Raw genomic sequence first — 16,974 nt, 5'->3', positions numbered from 1 at the left:
CCCGCACCGTACGGCACCACCCGGCCCGGCCGAACTCCCGGCCGGGCCGGCTCCTCCCAGCCAGCCACCGGAGTGTGCTGTCATGACCGCCGCTACCACCGTGCACCCGTCCCGCTCCGCTCCCGACGCCGCCGCCAGGGCCCCGATCGGCGCGAGCCGGGCCTACGCCCTCCTGCTGTTCCTGGGCGGCCTGGTCGGGCTGGCCGCCTCGGCCGTCCTGACCTTCGACAAGCTCCGCATCCTGGAGAACCCCTCCTACGTCCCCAGCTGCAACATCAACCCGATCATCAGCTGCGGTTCGGTGATGCGCACCGAGCAGGCGGAGGTCTTCGGCTTCCCGAACCCACTGCTCGGGCTGGCCGCCTTCGGCGCGCTGACGGCGATCGGCGCGGGGCTGCTCGCCGGTGCCGGGTACCGGCGCTGGTTCTGGCTGGGCCTGAACGCGGGCACCGCGCTGGGCGTGGTGTTCGCGCACTGGCTGATCTACCAGGCGCTGTACGACATCGGCGCGCTGTGCCCGTACTGCATGGTGGTGTGGGCCACGGTGGTGGTGCTGTTCTGGTACACGACGCTGCACAACCTGCGCACGGGCGTGATTCCGGTGGGCCCGCGGTCGGGGGTGGTCGTCCGGGAGGCGGCGCGCTACCACTGGGCGCTGCCGGTGCTGTGGGCGGCGGTGATCGCGCTGCTGGTCCTCAACCGGTTCTGGTCCTACTGGAGCACGCTGCTCTGACCGTCCGTCACCCCACGTACCCGTCCGAGTGCAGCAGTGCGGCGGCGCCGGTCCGCCGGGCCTCCAGGGCCGCGGTGAGCCGGCGCGCCGCACCGTGCTGCAGCAGGACGGCCGCCCGGGCCGGGGTGAACCAGCCGTGGTCGGCGACCTCCTCGGCCTGCGCCCGGACCGCCGTGCCGTCCGCGACCGTCCCGCCGTCGAACATGAACTGCACGGCGGGGTGGGCGTGTTCGCCCTGGTCGGGGATCGAGTCGCGCCACTCCACGACGAGCAGCCGCAGCGGCCCGGCCAACAGCCCGGTCTCCTCGTACAGTTCGCGGGCCGCGCACTCGGCGGGCCCCTCCCCCCGGTCCATCCCGCCGCCGGGGAACTGCCACTGGTCGCGGTAGCTGGCCTTCAGCAGCAGGACCCGGCCCGCTTCGTCGGTGAGCAGGACGCTGCAGCCGACGTAGGCGCGCACCATCCCGGCGAGCCACTCCTCCTCCGAGAGTGCCCAGGTGTCCGTCATCGCGCCTCCTCCGCCGGGTTCCCGTCCTCGCGGCCACTCTGCCGCGATCACGGCCCCGGGAAAGCCGGTCGGCTCCTAATCCACCCGAATGAGTGCCGGTGGCGGCGCCTGCCCGAACACGGCCCGCCGGAAGGCGTTGCGCAGGTCGGTGAGCTGCTGGATCCCCCGGTCGTAGTGCACCTTGTTGGTGAGCAGCAGGGCCCAGCGGCCGAGCCTGCGGTTGACCCAGAAGCCGGTGCCGGTGAAGCCGTAGTGGACGAAGGTGCCCTCGGCCGGGTCGGTGCCGGGGGCGTACAGCCAGGACAGGCCGCGGGCGGGGGCGAGGCCGCCGGTGTGCTCGCGCAGCGATTCGTCGATCCACGGCTCGCCCCAGGGCGCCCCGGGCGGCGGGGCGAGCAGCGCGGTGAGGAAGCGGGCCAGGTCGCGGGCGGTGGAGAAGGCCCCGGCATTGCCGGAGACCCCGCCGAGCAGCCGGGCGGAGGGGTCGTGGACGACGCCGCACAGGTGGGTGCCGGCGCCCGCCTCGTACTCGGTGGGCGCGGTGCGGGCGGCGAGCGCGCCGTCGAGCGGGCCGTACCGGGTGTCGGTCATGCCGAGCGGCCCCCAGACCCAGCGTGCGGCGAGCTCGTCCAGCGGCGCGCCGCCGAGGTCCTCGACCAGGTGGGCGAGCAGGACGGCGGCGCGGTCGGTGTACTCGACGGCCGTGCCCGGCGGGCGGTGCAGCGGGGCGGCGAGCACCCCGGCCCGGATCGCCGCGGGGTCGCGTCCGTAGAGCTGCTCGAAGCGGGTGTACGGGAGCATCCCCGCGGTGTGGGCGAGGAGTTGACGGACCGTCACATCGCCGGTGGGGTGCCCGGCGGCCGGTGGCCACCAGCGGCCGAGCGGCTCGTCCAGCGGGAGCCGCCCGGATTGCCGCAGCACCCCCGCGCAGGGCCAGAGCGCGACGACCTTGGTGAGGCTGGCGAGGTCGTACAGCGTGTCGGGCCCGGGCCGCAGCCGCGCGTACGGCCCCTGCCCGAGCACACCGTGGCTGCCGCCGCCGAGTGTGCCGCCGGCGTCGCCGACGGCCCAGACGGCTCCCGCCCCGACGGTGCGCGCGCCCTCCCCGACCAGCCGGTCCAGCTCCCCGCCGGGCGCGGCCGCGGCGGTGAGCCGGTCGGCTCCGGTTGCTCGACTCATCCGTCTCCCCCTTCGGGCCGACGGGAGCCTTCCCCGCGCAGCGGTCGCTCAGACCGCCGCGGCCAGCTCCTTGCCGAGGCAGATGCTCTGCGCGTGCTCCTTGTAGATGCCGAACTTCCGGATCGCGTCGTAGCCCTCGGACCGGTACAGCGCGACGGCCTCGGGCTGCTCGGTGCCGGTCTCCAGGATGAAGCGGGTCCGCCCCGCCTCGATCGCGGTCCGCTCCAGGCGGCCCAGCACCGCGCGAGCCAGGCCGCGGCCGCGGGCCGCGGGGATCACGAACATCCGCTTCAGCTCCGCGTCGCCGTCGCGCAGGCCGTCCGGGCCGGCCTGCTTGGCCCGCCAGCCACCGCAGGCGACCGGACGGCCGTCCAGGTAGGCGATCATGAACAGGCCGGCCGGCGCCTCGAAGTCCTCGGGGCGCATGACGGTCTCGTCCGGGTCGCCGTAGCGGCGCACGTACTCCTGCTGCACCTCGGCCGACAGGGCCTGGGCGTCGGGGTGGGCGTAGCCGGTGATGCGGAACTCGACGGTGCCGGTGTCCCGGGCGGTGCTGGTGCTCATGTCGAAAAGCCTACGATCCCCGCTCAGCGGGCCTCGAACCGGGCGACCAGGTCGTCCTTGCCGAACATCCGGGCGGTGTCCACGGCGCTCGGGGCGCCGGCCCGCGGGTCGGCGCCGCCGGCCAGCAGGACCTCCAGCACGTCCGTGGCGCCCTTGAAGACGGCCCCGGCCAGCGGGGTCTGTCCGTGGTCGTTGGCGCGATTCGGGTCGGCGCCGTACCGGAGCAGCTCCGCCACCGTCGCGGCGTGGCCGTGGTACGCGGCGAGCATCACCAGGGTGTCGCCGCGGCCGTTGGTGAGGTCGGCCGGGGCCCCGGCGTCCAGGTAGGCGGACAGGGTCTCGGTCTCCCCGGTCCGGGCGGCGTCGAAGAGCTTCCCGGCGAGCGCGATCACCTCGGCGTCGGGGGCGTCGGCGGGCTGCTGGCTGGCGGCGTCGGTCATGGCGGGCGGCCTTTCCGGTCGGGTCGTCGGGCGGTCTCGGGGCTGCGCGCCCAGGGCACGGTAGCGGCCGGCGCCGGAACGGGCCAGCGGGCGTCCGGAATCCGGATGACGGCCCGCGCCCGCCACGACACACGGCCGCGCGCGTTGCGCAGCCATTCGAGCGAACTTCCCGGACCCCCCGGAAACTTCCCGCCCTCCGCCCGGGAATGCCTCGGCACATCGAATCCCCTCGGCGCCCGGCCCCACCCCGGCCGGTTCGCATACCGCCACCCGGCCACCGGAACGGTATTGGACGGCAGAACCACCCATTTGCACCGTTCCATCATCTATTACTTTTTGTCACGATTGGTGCACTTTCCGTAACACCCCCGCTTGTCCCCCCTTCCTGAGGAGCGGAACGTGATCCTCTCGATTTCCGGCATCGTCCTGTTCGGCACCATCGCCTTTCTCTTCTTCCGCCGGGACGGACTAAAGGTCTCCCACGCCATCGTCTGCGCCCTCTTCGGCTTCTACATCGCGGGCTCCTCGATCGCACCGAGCATCACCGCGGGCGGCGCGAGCCTCGCCAGCCTGCTCAGCGGCATCAAGTTCTGACCGCGTCCAGATCTCCTCCGTACCGGCCCGGGCGCGGATCCCACCGCCCCGGGCCCCGTCGTTGCCCACCCGCGCCACCCCACCCGTCCCACCGTTTGGGGAGTCAAGGAATGCCGCTCCACCGCCACCTCACCAAGGGCCGCGCGATCGCCCGGACCGCCGGGGACCACGCCTCCGACATGTTCGCCCCGCTCTCCGTGATCGGCCGCGGCCTGCGCCACCACGCGGACTGGGCCAAGTCCCGCTGGCAGGCCACCCCCAAGGACCGCCGCGGGCCGACGCTGTTCCTGACCGCCGCCCTGCTGATCGGCGTCTACCTGCTGCCGCACGGCCTGCTGTTCGCCCTGATCACCCTGATGGCCAGCGCCGCCTGGGCCGGCCGGACCCCCAGGGCGACGCCCGCACCGCCCGCCCCGGACGTCGCCGACGTCAAGCTCGCGGCCCTCTACGCGGCGCTCACCCCCTACCTGTGCGGACCCGAGGACGCCAACCCGCTGTACCACTTCGAGGGCAGCCACAAGAACGCCTTCAGCGCGTGGGACTTCGACGGCGAGGGCCGGCTCTCCCGGCTGGAGATGACCTACCCCGCCTACTTCACCGACACCGAGCCCGCCGCCCGGGCCCGGATCGAGCAGGTCGTCCAGGGCAAGGCCGGCCGGGCCCGCGAGTACCGCTTCGACTGGGACGAGGAGTCCAACCGGCTGCGGATCACCGCCCTCGCCCCGCTGGCCGCCGACATCGCCGCCCAGCGCTTCGTGGCGGCCCCCGGCGAGATCGTGCTGGGCTTCACCGACGAGGGCGGCACAGCCCGGACCATCCCGGTCGTCCGGGGCGGCACCACCGTCCAGCAGCCGCCGGTGGTCTGGCGCACCGGCCCGCGCTCCGCCGAGCCGCACCTGCTGGTGCTCGGCGTCACCGGCTACGGCACCTCCAGCCTGCTGCGCTCGGTGGCGCTCCAGGCCCTCCCGTACGCCGACCTGGTGGTGGTCGACGGCGCGGGCACCGGCGAGCACGCCTGCCTGGTGAACCGGCCCGGCGTGCACACCGTGGAGACCAGCCTGCACGGCGCGCTGGCCGCCCTGGACTGGGCCGTCGGCGAGACCGAACGCAGGCTCGCCGCGCTCAACGCCGCCCGGCACGCCGGAACCGCCCCGCCCGAGGACGTCACCCGGCCGCTGTGGCTGCTGCTGGACCACCCGACCGAGCTGAGCGAGCTCGCCCGGGCCGAGGGCCGCCCCGACCCGCAGGACCTCCTGGAGCTCCCGCTGCGGCACGGCCGGGCCGCCCGGGTCACCGTGGTGGTCGCCGACGACCTGGAGGCCCGGGACCGGATCACCGCCACCGTCCGCGCCACCACCCGGGCCCGCGTGGTGCTCGGCCCGGCCGGCCCGGACGAGGGGCGCGAAGCGCTCGGCGCGCCGCTGGACATCGTGCCCGCCGCCCACGCCCCGATCGGGCGCGGCTACGCCCGGATCGGCAACGGCGCCCCGCTCCGGCTCCAGGTGCCCGCCACCGTCGATCCGCTGGACGACGAGGCCCCGGCCGCGCTGCGGGACGCGGTGATCGCCCTGCTGCCGCACCGGGACACCCGCACCGAGGCGGCCGCCGCCGAGCCGCCCCGCCCGGATCGCCCGCCGGTGGTACCCGCGGCCGATCCGGCCCGTCCGGTCGACCTGGCCAAGGGCGAGCCGATGATCCGTTCACGGCCGATCTCCTGACGGCCGGGCCGGGCCGCCTCCCCGGGCCGCCTCCCCGGCCGGTTCTCGGCTCCCGGCAGGGGTCGGCGCCCCGTGCCGAATCCCGTCCCGGTACGCTCGTCACAGAAAGTCCGCACGATCACCAGATGTGAAATAGGTGACACCTGGGGTGATATCACCGGCCAGATGTGACAAATCGGGCGCGGGTGGGTACAAACAGGGGCGGCACTACAAGACGACGCATGTCCCGGGACGGGAATCTTCGTCGGAAGCCGAGCGTTGACCGAACGACGAAGAACAGCGACCACTAGTCCTGTGGGCCATAAGCCCGGGAGGCACGATTCATGAGCGAGCGAGCTCTCCGCGGCACGCGACTCGGGGCCACTAGCTACGAGACCGACCGTGGTATCGATCTGGCTCCCCGCCAGACCGTCGAGTACGCATGTCAGAACGGACACCGTTTCGAGGTTCCTTTCTCGGTCGAGGCGGAGATCCCCGCGACCTGGGAATGCCGCTTCTGTGGCCAGGAGGCGGCACTTCTCGACGGCGACGAGCCGGAGGAGAAGAAGATCAAGCCGACGCGCACCCATTGGGACATGCTGATGGAGCGCCGGACGCGCGAGGAGTTGGAGGAGGTGCTGGCCGAACGGCTGGCCGTGCTCCGCTCCGGTGGGATGAACCTCGCGGTGCACCCGCGAGACACCCGCAAGAGCGCCTGACACCTCGCTCCCGCCCCGAGCGGGAGGACGCGAAAAGGGACCCTGGTCACCAGGGTCCCTTTCGCGTTGTCCGGCGCCGCCCGCGTGCCCGGCACCGTCCGCCGGACCGTGCCGGGCACGCGAGGAGCCCCCGGGGGCGGGTTCTCCGCGCCCCCGGGGGCTCCTGTCGGAACGGGCGGGTCAGCCGGCGATCGGCGGGCGGTAGGTGGTGTCCGGGCCCTGCGGGCCGCGCGGACCGGCCTCCGGGTCCACGACCTCGCCCTGGATCACCTTGCCGTCCGGGCGGTGGATGCGCAGCTGCTCCTGCAGCCGCATCGCGTCCGCGAACGGGTCGGCGCCGGCCACGGAGGCGCTGCGCAGCGCCTTGTCCGCGACCCGGCGGCCGAGCACCCGCCACAGGGCCCGGGTGGGCGGGAGGAGCAGGGTCAGGGCCAGCAGGTCGGACAGGAAGCCGGGGACGATCAGCAGCAGGCCGGCCAGCACGGTCATGCTGGTGCCGGTCTGCGGCTGCTGGGACTGCGGGTTCTTGCTCTGCTCGATCGCCGCCGACAGCGCCTTCAGCCCGGCCCGCTTGATCAGCGAGCCGCCGATCAGGGCGCCCGCGACGAGCAGCAGCACGACGGTGAAGCCGCCCAGCCAGGAGCCGACCTGGACCAGCAGCCAGATCTCCAGCACCAGCCAGGCGGTGATCAGCAGCGGCAGCACCCGGCGGAGCCTGCTGCGCGGGGCCGGACGGGTGGGGGTAGCTTGCTGGGTCACGGTGCGAATCCACTCCAAGCGGTGCTCTGCGCGCCGCACGGGAGGTCCGGGCCGGCTACGGCACCACCTGCTCCAACGATTCCCGCGCCGCCGGTGTTCCGGCGGCCGGGCTCGGCTGCCGCGCCCTACGCCTTCCGGCGCCGTCCGACCAGCAGGGCCGCGCCGCAGGCCAGCAGGCCGCCGACGGCCAGCGTCCACTCCGGGGCGGCGCCGACCCGGTCGGCGACGGTGGTGCCGTCGCGCAGCGGGACGGTCGCCGACAGCTCGGCCGCGGTCAGCTCCTCGGTGCGCTGCTGGACGCTGCCGTCCGGGGCGATCACCGCGCTGATGCCGCTGGTGGCGGCGATCAGCACCGCCCGGCCGTGCTCGACGGCCCGCAGCCGGCTCATCGCCAGCTGCTGCTCGGGCTGCCCGGTCTTCGCGTAGGTCGCGTTGTTGGTCTGGACGACCAGGACCCGGGCGCCGCTGTCCACGGTGTCGCGGACGATCTCGTCGTACGCGACCTCGAAGCAGATGACGTCGCCGATCCTGGCCGGGCCGAGCTGCATCACGCCGTTGTGGTCGCCGGGGTAGAAGTCCCGGGCGACCCGCTGGAGGCGGGTGATCACCGTCATCAGCTGGGCGCGGAAGGGCACGTACTCGCCGAACGGGACGGGGTGCTGCTTGGTGTAGGAGGCGCCGGGGCCGGTGACCGGGTCCCAGACGATGCCCTCGTTCTGGACGTGCTGCGCGTCCGGGCCGTCCACCAGGGTGCCGACCAGGGTCGGCACCCCGACCGCCTTGACCGCCTGGTCGATCCGCTGGCGGGCCAGCGGATCGCTGAACGGGTCGAGGTCGGAGGAGTTCTCCGGCCAGATCACGATGTCGGGGCGCTCGACCTTGCCGGCCCTGATGTCGGCGGCGAGCCGCTCGGTGGCCGAGGCGTGATTGTTGAGGACCATCATCGGGCGGCCCAGGAAGTCCATGCCCGGGTTGGGCACGTTGCCCTGGACGATGGCGACCTTGACGGTGTCGTCCGCGGCCGTGGGCACCGGGACGAGGTAGCCGGCCAGCAGCGCGGCCACCGCGCCGAGCGCCGCCAGCGCGGCCGCCCTCGGGGCCCTGCCGGGCCCGCGCACCCGCAGCGCGGCCCAGCCCAGCAGGGCGCCGCAGAGGGCGACCGCGAAGGTCACCAGCGGTGCGCCGCCGAGCGCGGCCAGCGGGGTGAACGGGCTGGCGGTGTTGGCGAAGGCGAGCCGGCCCCAGGGGAAGCCGCCGAGCGGCAGCCGGTCGCGGGCCCACTCCTGGGTGACCCACAGGCAGGCCGCCCAGAGCGGCCACCCCGGCAGCCGGGAGGTGACGGCCAGGGCGCCGCCCAGCAGTGCCAGGAACAGCGCCTCCACGACGGACAGGCCGATCGTGGCGTCCCAGCCGACCACCCGCAGCCAGCTGAGCAGCATCAGGAAGAACGGCAGGCCGAACGCGAAGCCGGTCCACAGGCCCTGGCGGAAGGTGCGGCCCCGGGTCAGCAGCGAGAGCGCGGCGACGCCGAGCAGCGACAGCGGCCACAGGTCGTACGGCGGGAAGGCGAGGGCCAGCAGCAGGCCGGCCAGGACGGCGAGGCCGGTGCGGGGGAGCCCGGCGCGGATCCTGGCGAGCGCGCGGGCTCCGCGGCTCGGTCGGGGCGCCGGCTCCTGCGGCTCGGGTACGGCCTCGGGCCGTTCCTGGGTGACGGGAGTGGCCACCGGCGCACCATCTTCCTGGGGCTTGCTGTTCGGACGCTGTGCGAAGAAGGTACCCCGGAACGTCGGTGGCCCGTGAGGTGAGGGTGACGGCGGGGTCAGCGCGGGGCGTAGCGGAAATCCCGCAACGGCCAGTGCCCGGTGAGCCAGTCGGAGACGGCCCGGTGCAGCGGCTCGTCCAGGTGGGCGCGGTCGGCCCGGACCCAGGAGCTGACCGAGACCACCGAGGGGTCCTCGCGGTCCGGGTAGATGTAGACGCAGCCGATCACCTCGTCGCGGTCCGGCTCCAGGACGGTGTAGGTGAAGCCGGTGCGGGCCTCGAAGTCGGCGGCGTGGCGGCGCAGGTCGTCGAGGTTGCGCTCCGGGGGCATTCCGTCGGCGGGCGGCCAGCCGCGGCCGGCCCAGCCGGGGGTGGCGCGGATGTGGTCGATGCTGCTCGTCCAGGCGGCGTGGTCGGAGGCGTTGTGCCGCTCGCCCAGGGGCTCCAGGCGGAACTCCGGGGCGAGCAGCTCGCGCGGGACGGTGAAGTCGGCGGGCACTGGTTCGATCATGCCGATCAACCTAGGGCGTGCCCGCCCGATGTTCCACGGGGTTTACCGCTGGTGCACCGTGCGGCCGCGGACCACGGTGCGCAGGCAGGTCGGCAGCGGGTGGCCCGGGGTGAGGTCGGGCAGCCCGGGGGTGCCGGAGCGCGGGTCGGTGGACCAGCCCGCCACCCGGGAGTCGGGGGCCTGGACGACCAGCTCGCCGGCCGCCCAGATCGCGTAGCTGGCGACGGCGCCGGGGACGAGCACGCCGTCCTGGTCGCGGCCGATCGCGCGCCAGCCGCCGCGGGTGTGGGCGGTGAAGGCCGCGCGGACCGAGATCCGGTGTTCCGGGGTCCGGTGGAAGGCGGCCGCGCGGACGGTGCCCCAGGGGTCGAGCGGGGTGACCGGGGCGTCCGAGCCGAAGGCCAGCGGGACGCCGGCCCGCAGCAGCGCGGCGAAGGGGTTGAGGGCGGCCGCCCGCTCGGCGCCCAGGCGCTGGACGTACATGCCCTCCGGGCCGCCCCAGGCGGCGTCGAAGGCGGGCTGGACGGAGGCGGTCAGGCCGAGTTCGGCGAAGGCGGCGACGGCCTTGTCGTCCAGGGCCTCGGCGTGCTCGACGCGGTGGCGCAGGGCCTTGACCCGGGCGGCGCCGACCCGGGCGCCGGCTTCCCGGACGCCGTCGAGGACCGCCGTGACCGCCGCGTCGCCGATGGCGTGGAACCCGGCCTGGATCCCGGCCTCGGTGCAGGCGGCGACGTGGTCGGCGACCTGCTCGGCGGTCAGGTAGGCGGTGCCGGTGTGCTCCGCGTCGTCGTACGGGGCGTGCAGGCAGGCGGTGTGCGAGCCGAGCGCGCCGTCCACGAAGAGATCGCCTCCGGCGCCCACCGCACCGAGCCTGCGGGCGGTCTCGACTCCGCCCGACTCGCCCCAGTAGCCGAAGACTTCGGGGCCCTCGCCCTCGGCGGCCAGGGCCAGCAGGGCGGCCAGGTCGGCCTCCGAGGAGATCTCCGGGCCGGCGCACTCGTGCAGGGCGCCGATGCCGAGTTCGGCGGCGCGGGCCAGGGTGGCGCGCTGGGCCCGGCGGCGCTGCCCGGGGGTGAGGCGGGCCAGCGCGGTCTGCCGCACTGCGTGGTGGGCGTCCTTGGTGAGCGGGCCCTCGGGGTCGAAGCCGGGCGCCTCGGCCAGGCCCTCGGTGAGGGTGCGCAGCGCGGTGGTGGCGAGCGCGGAGTGCACGTCGGTGCGGGAGAGGTAGAGCGCGGTGCCACGGGCGGCGGCGTCGAGTTCGGCGAGCGTGGGCGGGCGGCCCTCGGGCCAGCCGGTCTCGTCCCAGCCGTGGCCGATCAGCACCCCGCCGGGCTCGGGCCGGGTGTCGACGAAGGCGGTGACGGCGGCCAGGGCGGCGGCCAGCGAGGGGCTGCCGGTGAGGTCGAGGCCGGTGAGCGCCAGGCCGGTGGCGGTGGCGTGCACGTGGGCGTCCACGAAGGCGGGGGTGACCAGGGCGCCGTCCAGCTCGACGATCTCGTCGACGGTCGCGGCGTACGCCTCGGCGGCGCCGTCGCTGCCGACCCAGGCGACGTGCCCGCCTTCCACGAGCATCGCGGTGGCGAAGGGGTCGGCGGGGCTGTAGACGGCGCCGCCGCGCAGCAGGACGGTCCAGGAGGTGCGTTCGGTCATGCCGCCAAGTCTGCACCCCACCGGTTCGCGGTCAGAGCTTCGGGGGGCGTGCCTCGTACGGGGTGGACAGGACGACGGTGGTGCGGGTGGAGACACCGGCGGCGCTGCGGATGCGCGCGAGCAGGTCCTCCAGGTCGCCGGGGGCGCCGACGCGGACCTTGAGGATGTAGTTCTCGTCGCCGGCGACGCTGTGGCAGGCCTCGATCTCGGGCAGGCCGGCCAGCCGCTCGGGGGTGTCGTCCGGGGCGCTCGGGTCGAAGGGTTTGACCGAGATGAACGCGGTCAGCGCCAGGTCGACGGAGTCGGGGTCGATGATCGCGGTGTAGCCGCGGATCACCCCGCGCTGTTCGAGGCGGCGCACCCGCTGGTGCACCGCCGAGGTGGACAGGCCGGTGGCCTTGCCCAGGTCCGTGTAGCTCATCCGGCCGTCTTCGAGGAGCAGCTGGACGATGCGTTGGTCGAGATCCTCCACAGTGCGCAAACCTACCCGGTCGGGAGCACGGGGGGCGCACGCGGTGGCACAGGACGGGTTCGCAGGTGCCGGGCGGGCACATGCCGGGCGAATGTGGCATCCGGTGTGGCCAAGGACACACCCGGTGCATCACGGTGCACGGGACCGCAGGATTATGAGTCCGGATCACAGGGAAGTGCTGGTTGTGGCCCTGGACGACCACGCCGGGCCCGATCCTAGGGGGATCCTCATGCCTGCTACCGACCAGCGTGTGCTGGGCTCCGACGAGACCGACGATATGGCCGACCGCGAGGACCTCGCGGTCGGCCACCTGCCGGGCACCGACCCCGGCGAGGCGGAGACCTGGGACATCTTCCGGGTCGACTGCCCCGAGTGCCGCCGCCCGATCGCCCTGGTGGCGGACGAGGAGCGGCTGCCGCAACACGCGCTGCTGCCGACCGCCTGGAACCCCTTCTCCCCCGCGATCTGCCCGGGTTCGGGCACGCCGACGGACGACCTGGCCGAGGTCGAGGCCCAGGAGGACGCCGAACCGGCCGGCTTCGACGCGCTGTTCAAGCTTCCGAGCGGGCTGGACTGGCGCACCCAGCCGTTCTCGCACGCCGTCGCGCACTGCCCGGTACGGCTCGCCGCGGTCCCCGGGGCCGCCCCGGTGGCGCCCGCCGTCCCGGCCGTCGCGGCGCTGCGGGCCGCCATCCCGGAGCAGCGCCGCCGTCGTCCGGCGCTGACCGGCCGCACCGCCAAGGCGAGCTGACGCTCCGCCGGGAACGCCTCCGGCCGTCACTCCGCACCCTGGAGTGACGGCCGGAGGCCGTGCGGGGGGATCGGGGCGGTCCGGCGGCTCCCCCGCCGGACGGCCCCCGGGCGTCAGCCCTTGGTGAGGTGGCGGCCGATCACCAGGCGCTGGATCTGGTTGGTGCCCTCGACGATCTGCAGCACCTTGGCCTCGCGCATGTAGCGCTCGGCCGGGAAGTCCTGGGTGTAGCCGTAGCCGCCGAGCACCTGGACGGCGTCGGTGGTCACCCGCATCGCCGCGTCGGTGCAGAACAGCTTCGCCATCGCCGCCTCCTTGGAGAACGGCCGGCCGGCGTCCCGCAGTCGGGCGGCGGACAGGTAGAGCGAGCGCCCGGCCTCGATCTGGGTGGCCATGTCGGCGAGCATGAAGGACAGGCCCTGGAACTCGGCGATCGGGCGGCCGAACTGGCGCCGGGTGCGGGCGTAGTCGACGGCGAGGTCGAGTGCGGCCTGGGCCACGCCTATCGCGCAGGCGGCGATGCCGAGGCGGCCGGAGTCCAGCGCGGCGAGCGCGATCTGGAAGCCCTGCCCCTCCTCGCCGATCAGCCGCTCGCGCGGGACGCGCGCGCCGTCGAAGTGCAGCTGCGCGGTCGGCGAGGAGCGCATGCCCATCTTGTGCTCCGGCGGGGCCGCGGACAGGCCCTGCTGGGTGCCGGGGACCAGCAGGCAGCTGATGCCCTTGGGGCCGTCGACGCCGGTGCGCACCAGGGCGCTGTAGAAGTCGGCCTGGCCGCCGTGGGTGATCCAGGCCTTGGTGCCGTTCACCACGTACGCCTCGCCGTCGAGGTCGGCGCGGGTGCGCAGCGCGGCCGCGTCCGAGCCGGACTGCGGCTCGGAGAGGCAGTAGGCGCCGAGCTGCTCGCCGGAGAGCATGGCGGGCAGCCACGCGTCGCGCTGCTCGTCGGTGCCGAAGGTGGCCAGCGCGTGGCAGGAGAGGGTGTGCACGCTGACGCCGAGGCCGATGGCCAGCCAGCCGGCCGCGAGCTCCTCCAGCACCTGCAGGTACACCTCGTAGGGCTGTTCGCCGCCGCCGTACTTCTCGTCGTACGGGAGGGAGAGCAGGCCGGCCTCGCCGAGGGTGCGGAAGACGTCGCGCGGGAAGCGGTCGGCGGCCTCGTCCTCCGCCGCACGCGGCTGGAGCTCGCGCTGGACCAGGTCACGGGTGAGGCTCAGCAGCTCGCGGGCCTCCTCGCTCGGCAGCTGGCGCTCCACGGCTTTCACAGGGGAGGGGGTCATGGCGGTGGTCGCCTCCTCGATCGGGCGCCGGACCGAGGTGTCGGCTGACCCGGCGGGGGTGCGGCTTGTCGGACCGACCGGCACCGGGTTGCGGTGAACGGCCGTTCACAGTCGTGGCGAAGGCGAGTATGCCCGAAACCCGCGCTGCCGTCACGACCTGCACAGATGAACTGTCCGCAGTGGCGGGCTACGGCACCGTAGGGTTGACGTTGTGGCTGCATCCGAACCCTTCCCGCCCCCGCACCGGCCCGCTCCGGACGACCTGCCGGCCGCGCTCGCGGCGGAGCTGCGCGCACTGCCGCCCTCCTGCGGGCCGGTGCGGCTGGTCGCGGTGGACGGGCACGCGGGGTCCGGCAAGACCACCTTCGCGGGCCGGCTGGCGGCGGCGCTCGGCGGGGCCCCGGTGGTCCACCTCGACGACCTGGCCACCCACCGCGAGCCGTTCGGGTGGACCGGACGGCTGCGCGGGCAGGTGCTGGAGCCACTGGCGGCCGGGCGGGACGCCGAGTACCGGGTGTACGACTGGACGCTGCGCCGCTTCGCGGGCACGGCCGCGGTGCCGGCCGCCCCGGTGGTGCTGGTCGAGGGGGTCGGCGCGGGCCGGCGGGCGGTGCGGCCGTGGCTGGCCCGGGTGATCTGGATGGAGCTGGACGCCGCTTCGGCCCGGCGGCGCGGGGAGGAGCGGGACGGTCCGGAACTGGCCGAGTTCTGGGCGGGCTGGGCCCGGGCCGAATCGGCGCATTTCGCCGCCGATCCGAGCCGTCCGTACGCCGCGACGCGGGTCGACGGGGTGACCGGCCGGATCGCCCCGGGCACCGTCGGTGAAACTTCAACCATCGCCTTGACCTGCGACATCGCCAGGATCTAGGTTCTCCTCAGCCGCCGGAACGAAAGCTTCCGGTTGCCTCGGACCCGGCGCCCCCGGCTTGTTCCCCCGTGAGCCGGGGACGCCGTCCGGTCCCCTTCCGAAACTCGCTCCCCGGCAGCCCGTTTCGTCGCCCGGCCGCTCAACGGCCGCTCGCGCGATCGCATTTGACCCTGTTCGGCACCCTTCCGGATCAGCGCCGCGCCGGTACGATTCCTGGCAGGCGCAGATGCGCCGCAAGGGGGTCGACGACCACCGGCCAGGCTAGGCGCAGGCAACCCGCCGGCCGAGCCCCGGGCCGCACCGCGGGGGGCGTGAGTGACGACGGTGGACAGTTCCGACAGCACGGCGGGCGGGCCCGACCGGCTCGCCGACCGCGCCTGGCTGCGCGCCATGGACGCCTACACGGCCGGTGCGTACACCCGGGCCGAGGAGGAGTTCCGGGCCGCCGTCCGGCTGGACCCGGGAATGGCCGACGCCTGGCTCGGACTGCACGCGCTGCGCAGCGACACCTCGGCCGCACTGCTGGCCATGTACCGCCACCAGAAGCGGTTCGGCGAACAGCGGCGGCTGCACCGACGGCCGCTCAGTTCCTGGTACTGGCTGGGCTGGTGGGTGCAGCCGGTACTGGAGGACGCCCGCGACCTCGCGCTGGCGCACGCCTCGCACTGGCTGGACGGCCGCCACCTGGCCGAGCTGGACCGGGCGCTGGAACAGTGCCCGGCGCCCGGCGAGGACCCCTGTGCCCGCTTCCTGTACGCCTGCCGTTCCTACCTGCTCAAGGACTGGGAGCAGCTGATCAGGGACACCGACCGCCTGCTGGACGACCCGCTGCTCGGCATCGAGGCCGGGCTGTTCGCCGGCATGGCGCGGGTGCGCCTCGACATGTGCGCCCAGGCGCAGGCGCCGCTGGCCGTCTCGCTGGCCCGCTGCCGCTCCGAACAGCCCCAGCGCAAGGAGCTGCGGTACTGGCTGGCCCGGGCGTACGAGGGCGCCGGACGCAGCGCCGCGGCACTGCCGCTCTACCGGGCGGTGCACCGGGCGGACCCGGCGTTCATGGACACCGCGACCCGGCTGACGGCCATCGCGGCCGAGGACGCGCTCGCGGACGGGCTCACGGACGGACTCGCGGACGGACTGCCGGCCGGCGGGCGCCCGGGAGCGGCCGACGCCGCCCTGCCGGACGCCCCCGGCTTCGACGCCGAGTACCCGGACGAGGCCGGGTTCGCCGGGTTGCCCGGGTACGGCGAGCTGCCCGGGTACGGCGAGGAGTTCGGGGACGCGGGCGGGCCGAGCGGGCCGACCGTCTCCGGCGACGGGGTGTCGACCGGCACCCTGTCCGGCGGCTTCCCGTCGGGCGGCGGGCCCTCGGTGGACGCCGGGCTGGTGGACGCCGGCCTGGTGGACGTGCCCCCGGCGGACGGCGCCCTGACCGCCGGCGGCGCCCTGCTGGACGGCGGTGCGGCCGACGGCGCCGCGCAGGCCGCCGGGGAACGCTCCGGCTCCGGCGCGCCGCCGGCCTCCGCCGCGCCCCCGCCGCTGCCCGCCCTCGGCCGGGCGCAGCCCCGGACCGCCGCCGTGCCCGAGCCCCGGTCCACCGGCGACGAACGGGAGCTGGACGCGGCCCTGGCCGAACTCTCGCTGATGGTCGGCCTGGAGCCGGTCAAGCGCCAGGTGCGGGCGCTGTCCGCGCAGTTGAGGATGTCTCGGCTGCGGGCCGAGCAGGACCTGCCCGTCCAGCCGCCGAAGCGCCACTTCGTCTTCTCCGGCCCCTCGGGCACCGGGAAGACCACCGTGGCCCGCATCCTCGGCCGGGTCTTCCACGCCCTCGGGCTGCTCTCCGGCGACCACCTGGTGGAGGCCCAACGCGCCGACCTGGTGGGCGAGTTCCTCGGCCAGACCGCCGTGAAGGCGAACGAGCTGATCGACTCCGCACTGGACGGCGTGCTCTTCATCGACGAGGCGTACAGCCTCTCCAACTCCGGCTACACCAAGGGCGACGCGTACGGCGACGAGGCGCTTCAGGTCCTGCTCAAGCGTGCCGAGGACAACCGCGACCGGCTGGTGGTGATCCTGGCCGGCTACCCCGAGGGCATGAACCGGCTGCTCGCCACCAACCCCGGCCTCAACTCCCGCTTCACCACCCGGGTCGACTTCCCCAGCTACCGCCCGAGCGAACTGACCGCGATCGGCGCCTCGCTGGCCGGCCGGGACGGCGACGGCTGGGACGAGGACGCCGTCGAGGAGCTGGCCAGCATCTGCACCCACGTGGTCCGCGAGGGCTGGATCGACGAGCTGGGCAACGGCCGGTTCATCCGCACCCTGTACGAGAAGTCCTGCGCCTACCGGGACCTGCGGCTGTCGCTGCTGCGCGAGCCGCCGGGCCGGGAGGACCTGGCCACCCTGCGGCTGCCGGACCTGGTCCAGGCGTACGGGGAGCTGATCGACGGCCGGAGCTGACCGGCGGGCGGCGGCCGGAGCCGATCTGTGGGCG

The 16,974-nt window shown here is 74.6% G+C and carries 17 protein-coding genes; 7 read left to right on the top strand and 10 right to left on the bottom strand.

Going from position 1 to position 16,974, the window contains the following annotated elements; genetic code table 11:
- The first annotated feature begins 82 nt into the window (after positions 1-82).
- Positions 83-733 (top strand): vitamin K epoxide reductase family protein, encoded by a 651-nt coding sequence (locus ACFWJ4_RS15915; RefSeq protein WP_380544001.1) that lies wholly within the window; start codon positions 83-85, stop codon positions 731-733.
- A gap of 7 nt (positions 734-740) precedes the next feature.
- Here ACFWJ4_RS15915 and ACFWJ4_RS15910 read toward each other — a convergent pair whose 3' ends face one another.
- The 4 genes from ACFWJ4_RS15910 to ACFWJ4_RS15895 form a co-directional block, all read right to left on the bottom strand.
- Positions 741-1,241, bottom strand: a complete 501-nt coding sequence (locus ACFWJ4_RS15910) for an NUDIX domain-containing protein (RefSeq protein WP_380543998.1) — start codon at positions 1,239-1,241, stop codon at positions 741-743.
- Positions 1,242-1,316: 75 nt separating this feature from the next.
- A complete protein-coding gene (locus tag ACFWJ4_RS15905; protein ID WP_380543995.1) occupies positions 1,317-2,420 on the bottom strand; it encodes a serine hydrolase domain-containing protein in 1,104 nt (367 codons plus the stop codon).
- A 48-nt stretch (positions 2,421-2,468) separates the two neighbouring features.
- On the bottom strand, positions 2,469-2,984 hold the full coding sequence (locus tag ACFWJ4_RS15900) for a GNAT family N-acetyltransferase (protein WP_380543992.1): 516 nt from the start codon (positions 2,982-2,984) through the stop codon (positions 2,469-2,471).
- 23 nt (positions 2,985-3,007) lie between these two features.
- A complete protein-coding gene (locus tag ACFWJ4_RS15895; RefSeq protein WP_380543989.1) occupies positions 3,008-3,424 on the bottom strand; it encodes an ankyrin repeat domain-containing protein in 417 nt (138 codons plus the stop codon).
- Between the two features lie 399 nt (positions 3,425-3,823).
- On the opposite strand from ACFWJ4_RS15895, the gene ACFWJ4_RS15890 reads away from it, so the two are divergent.
- The 3 genes from ACFWJ4_RS15890 to ACFWJ4_RS15880 all read left to right on the top strand — a co-directional run bounded on the left by ACFWJ4_RS15890 (position 3,824) and on the right by ACFWJ4_RS15880 (position 6,434).
- Complete coding sequence (locus tag ACFWJ4_RS15890) at positions 3,824-4,018, top strand: hypothetical protein (RefSeq protein WP_359827363.1); 195 nt, start codon at positions 3,824-3,826, stop codon at positions 4,016-4,018.
- Positions 4,019-4,128: 110 nt separating this feature from the next.
- Positions 4,129-5,736, top strand: a complete 1,608-nt coding sequence (locus tag ACFWJ4_RS15885) for a hypothetical protein (RefSeq protein ID WP_380543986.1) — start codon at positions 4,129-4,131, stop codon at positions 5,734-5,736.
- A gap of 323 nt (positions 5,737-6,059) precedes the next feature.
- Complete coding sequence (locus tag ACFWJ4_RS15880) at positions 6,060-6,434, top strand: RNA polymerase-binding protein RbpA (protein ID WP_049655293.1); 375 nt, start codon at positions 6,060-6,062, stop codon at positions 6,432-6,434.
- A 180-nt stretch (positions 6,435-6,614) separates the two neighbouring features.
- Here the strand turns inward: ACFWJ4_RS15880 and fxsA are convergent, their stop codons facing one another.
- From fxsA to ACFWJ4_RS15855, 5 genes are all read right to left on the bottom strand, one after another.
- Positions 6,615-7,193 carry an FxsA family membrane protein gene (gene fxsA, locus ACFWJ4_RS15875; protein WP_380349688.1) on the bottom strand — a complete coding sequence of 193 codons (579 nt, stop codon included), beginning with the start codon at positions 7,191-7,193 and terminating at the stop codon, positions 6,615-6,617.
- Between the two features lie 125 nt (positions 7,194-7,318).
- A complete protein-coding gene (gene lnt / locus ACFWJ4_RS15870) occupies positions 7,319-8,917 on the bottom strand; it encodes an apolipoprotein N-acyltransferase (protein ID WP_380543983.1) in 1,599 nt (532 codons plus the stop codon).
- Between the two features lie 95 nt (positions 8,918-9,012).
- A complete protein-coding gene (locus ACFWJ4_RS15865; RefSeq protein ID WP_380543980.1) occupies positions 9,013-9,465 on the bottom strand; it encodes an N-acetyltransferase in 453 nt (150 codons plus the stop codon).
- 42 nt (positions 9,466-9,507) lie between these two features.
- Positions 9,508-11,115: an amidohydrolase gene (locus ACFWJ4_RS15860; RefSeq protein WP_380543977.1), complete on the bottom strand. Its 1,608-nt coding sequence runs from the start codon at positions 11,113-11,115 to the stop codon at positions 9,508-9,510.
- A 31-nt stretch (positions 11,116-11,146) separates the two neighbouring features.
- Positions 11,147-11,587 carry an Lrp/AsnC family transcriptional regulator gene (locus tag ACFWJ4_RS15855; RefSeq protein WP_030243361.1) on the bottom strand — a complete coding sequence of 147 codons (441 nt, stop codon included), beginning with the start codon at positions 11,585-11,587 and terminating at the stop codon, positions 11,147-11,149.
- Positions 11,588-11,816: 229 nt separating this feature from the next.
- Here ACFWJ4_RS15855 and ACFWJ4_RS15850 point away from each other — a divergent pair, with 229 nt between their 5' ends.
- Entirely contained in the window at positions 11,817-12,338 is a 522-nt protein-coding gene (locus ACFWJ4_RS15850; RefSeq protein ID WP_359909013.1) for a hypothetical protein, read from the top strand.
- Positions 12,339-12,451: 113 nt separating this feature from the next.
- Here ACFWJ4_RS15850 and ACFWJ4_RS15845 read toward each other — a convergent pair whose 3' ends face one another.
- Positions 12,452-13,615, bottom strand: coding sequence for an acyl-CoA dehydrogenase family protein (locus ACFWJ4_RS15845; RefSeq protein ID WP_359898668.1), 1,164 nt, complete (start codon positions 13,613-13,615; stop codon positions 12,452-12,454).
- 211 nt (positions 13,616-13,826) lie between these two features.
- On the opposite strand from ACFWJ4_RS15845, the gene ACFWJ4_RS15840 reads away from it, so the two are divergent.
- Together ACFWJ4_RS15840 and ACFWJ4_RS15835 are read left to right on the top strand one after the other, a co-directional pair.
- Complete coding sequence (locus ACFWJ4_RS15840) at positions 13,827-14,483, top strand: uridine kinase (RefSeq protein WP_380543974.1); 657 nt, start codon at positions 13,827-13,829, stop codon at positions 14,481-14,483.
- Between the two features lie 390 nt (positions 14,484-14,873).
- Positions 14,874-16,940, top strand: a complete 2,067-nt coding sequence (locus tag ACFWJ4_RS15835; RefSeq protein ID WP_380544064.1) for an AAA family ATPase — start codon at positions 14,874-14,876, stop codon at positions 16,938-16,940.
- The last annotated feature ends 34 nt before the right edge of the window (positions 16,941-16,974 follow it).

The sequence above is a fragment of the Kitasatospora sp. NPDC127067 genome, assembly GCF_042724755.1.
In the GTDB taxonomy this organism is placed as follows: domain Bacteria; phylum Actinomycetota; class Actinomycetes; order Streptomycetales; family Streptomycetaceae; genus Kitasatospora; species Kitasatospora lactacystinica.
The sequence above is the reverse complement of the archived record's forward strand: the minus strand, read 5'-3'. Positions and strand labels throughout refer to the sequence as shown.

Excerpts from the sequence above, each read along its gene's own strand:
- ACFWJ4_RS15860 (WP_380543977.1), bottom strand. The coding sequence starts at position 11,115 with ATGACCGAACGCACCTCCTGGACCGTCCTGCTGCGCGGCGGCGCCGTC.
- ACFWJ4_RS15865 (WP_380543980.1), bottom strand. The coding sequence starts at position 9,465 with ATGATCGAACCAGTGCCCGCCGACTTCACCGTCCCGCGCGAGCTGCTC.
- ACFWJ4_RS15915 (WP_380544001.1), top strand. The coding sequence starts at position 83 with ATGACCGCCGCTACCACCGTGCACCCGTCCCGCTCCGCTCCCGACGCC.
- ACFWJ4_RS15900 (WP_380543992.1), bottom strand. The coding sequence starts at position 2,984 with ATGAGCACCAGCACCGCCCGGGACACCGGCACCGTCGAGTTCCGCATC.
- ACFWJ4_RS15880 (WP_049655293.1), top strand. The coding sequence starts at position 6,060 with ATGAGCGAGCGAGCTCTCCGCGGCACGCGACTCGGGGCCACTAGCTAC.
- ACFWJ4_RS15910 (WP_380543998.1), bottom strand. The coding sequence starts at position 1,241 with ATGACGGACACCTGGGCACTCTCGGAGGAGGAGTGGCTCGCCGGGATG.
- ACFWJ4_RS15835 (WP_380544064.1), top strand. The coding sequence starts at position 14,874 with ATGGACGCCTACACGGCCGGTGCGTACACCCGGGCCGAGGAGGAGTTC.
- ACFWJ4_RS15895 (WP_380543989.1), bottom strand. The coding sequence starts at position 3,424 with ATGACCGACGCCGCCAGCCAGCAGCCCGCCGACGCCCCCGACGCCGAG.
- ACFWJ4_RS15905 (WP_380543995.1), bottom strand. The coding sequence starts at position 2,420 with ATGAGTCGAGCAACCGGAGCCGACCGGCTCACCGCCGCGGCCGCGCCC.
- ACFWJ4_RS15850 (WP_359909013.1), top strand. The coding sequence starts at position 11,817 with ATGCCTGCTACCGACCAGCGTGTGCTGGGCTCCGACGAGACCGACGAT.
- ACFWJ4_RS15885 (WP_380543986.1), top strand. The coding sequence starts at position 4,129 with ATGCCGCTCCACCGCCACCTCACCAAGGGCCGCGCGATCGCCCGGACC.
- ACFWJ4_RS15845 (WP_359898668.1), bottom strand. The coding sequence starts at position 13,615 with ATGACCCCCTCCCCTGTGAAAGCCGTGGAGCGCCAGCTGCCGAGCGAG.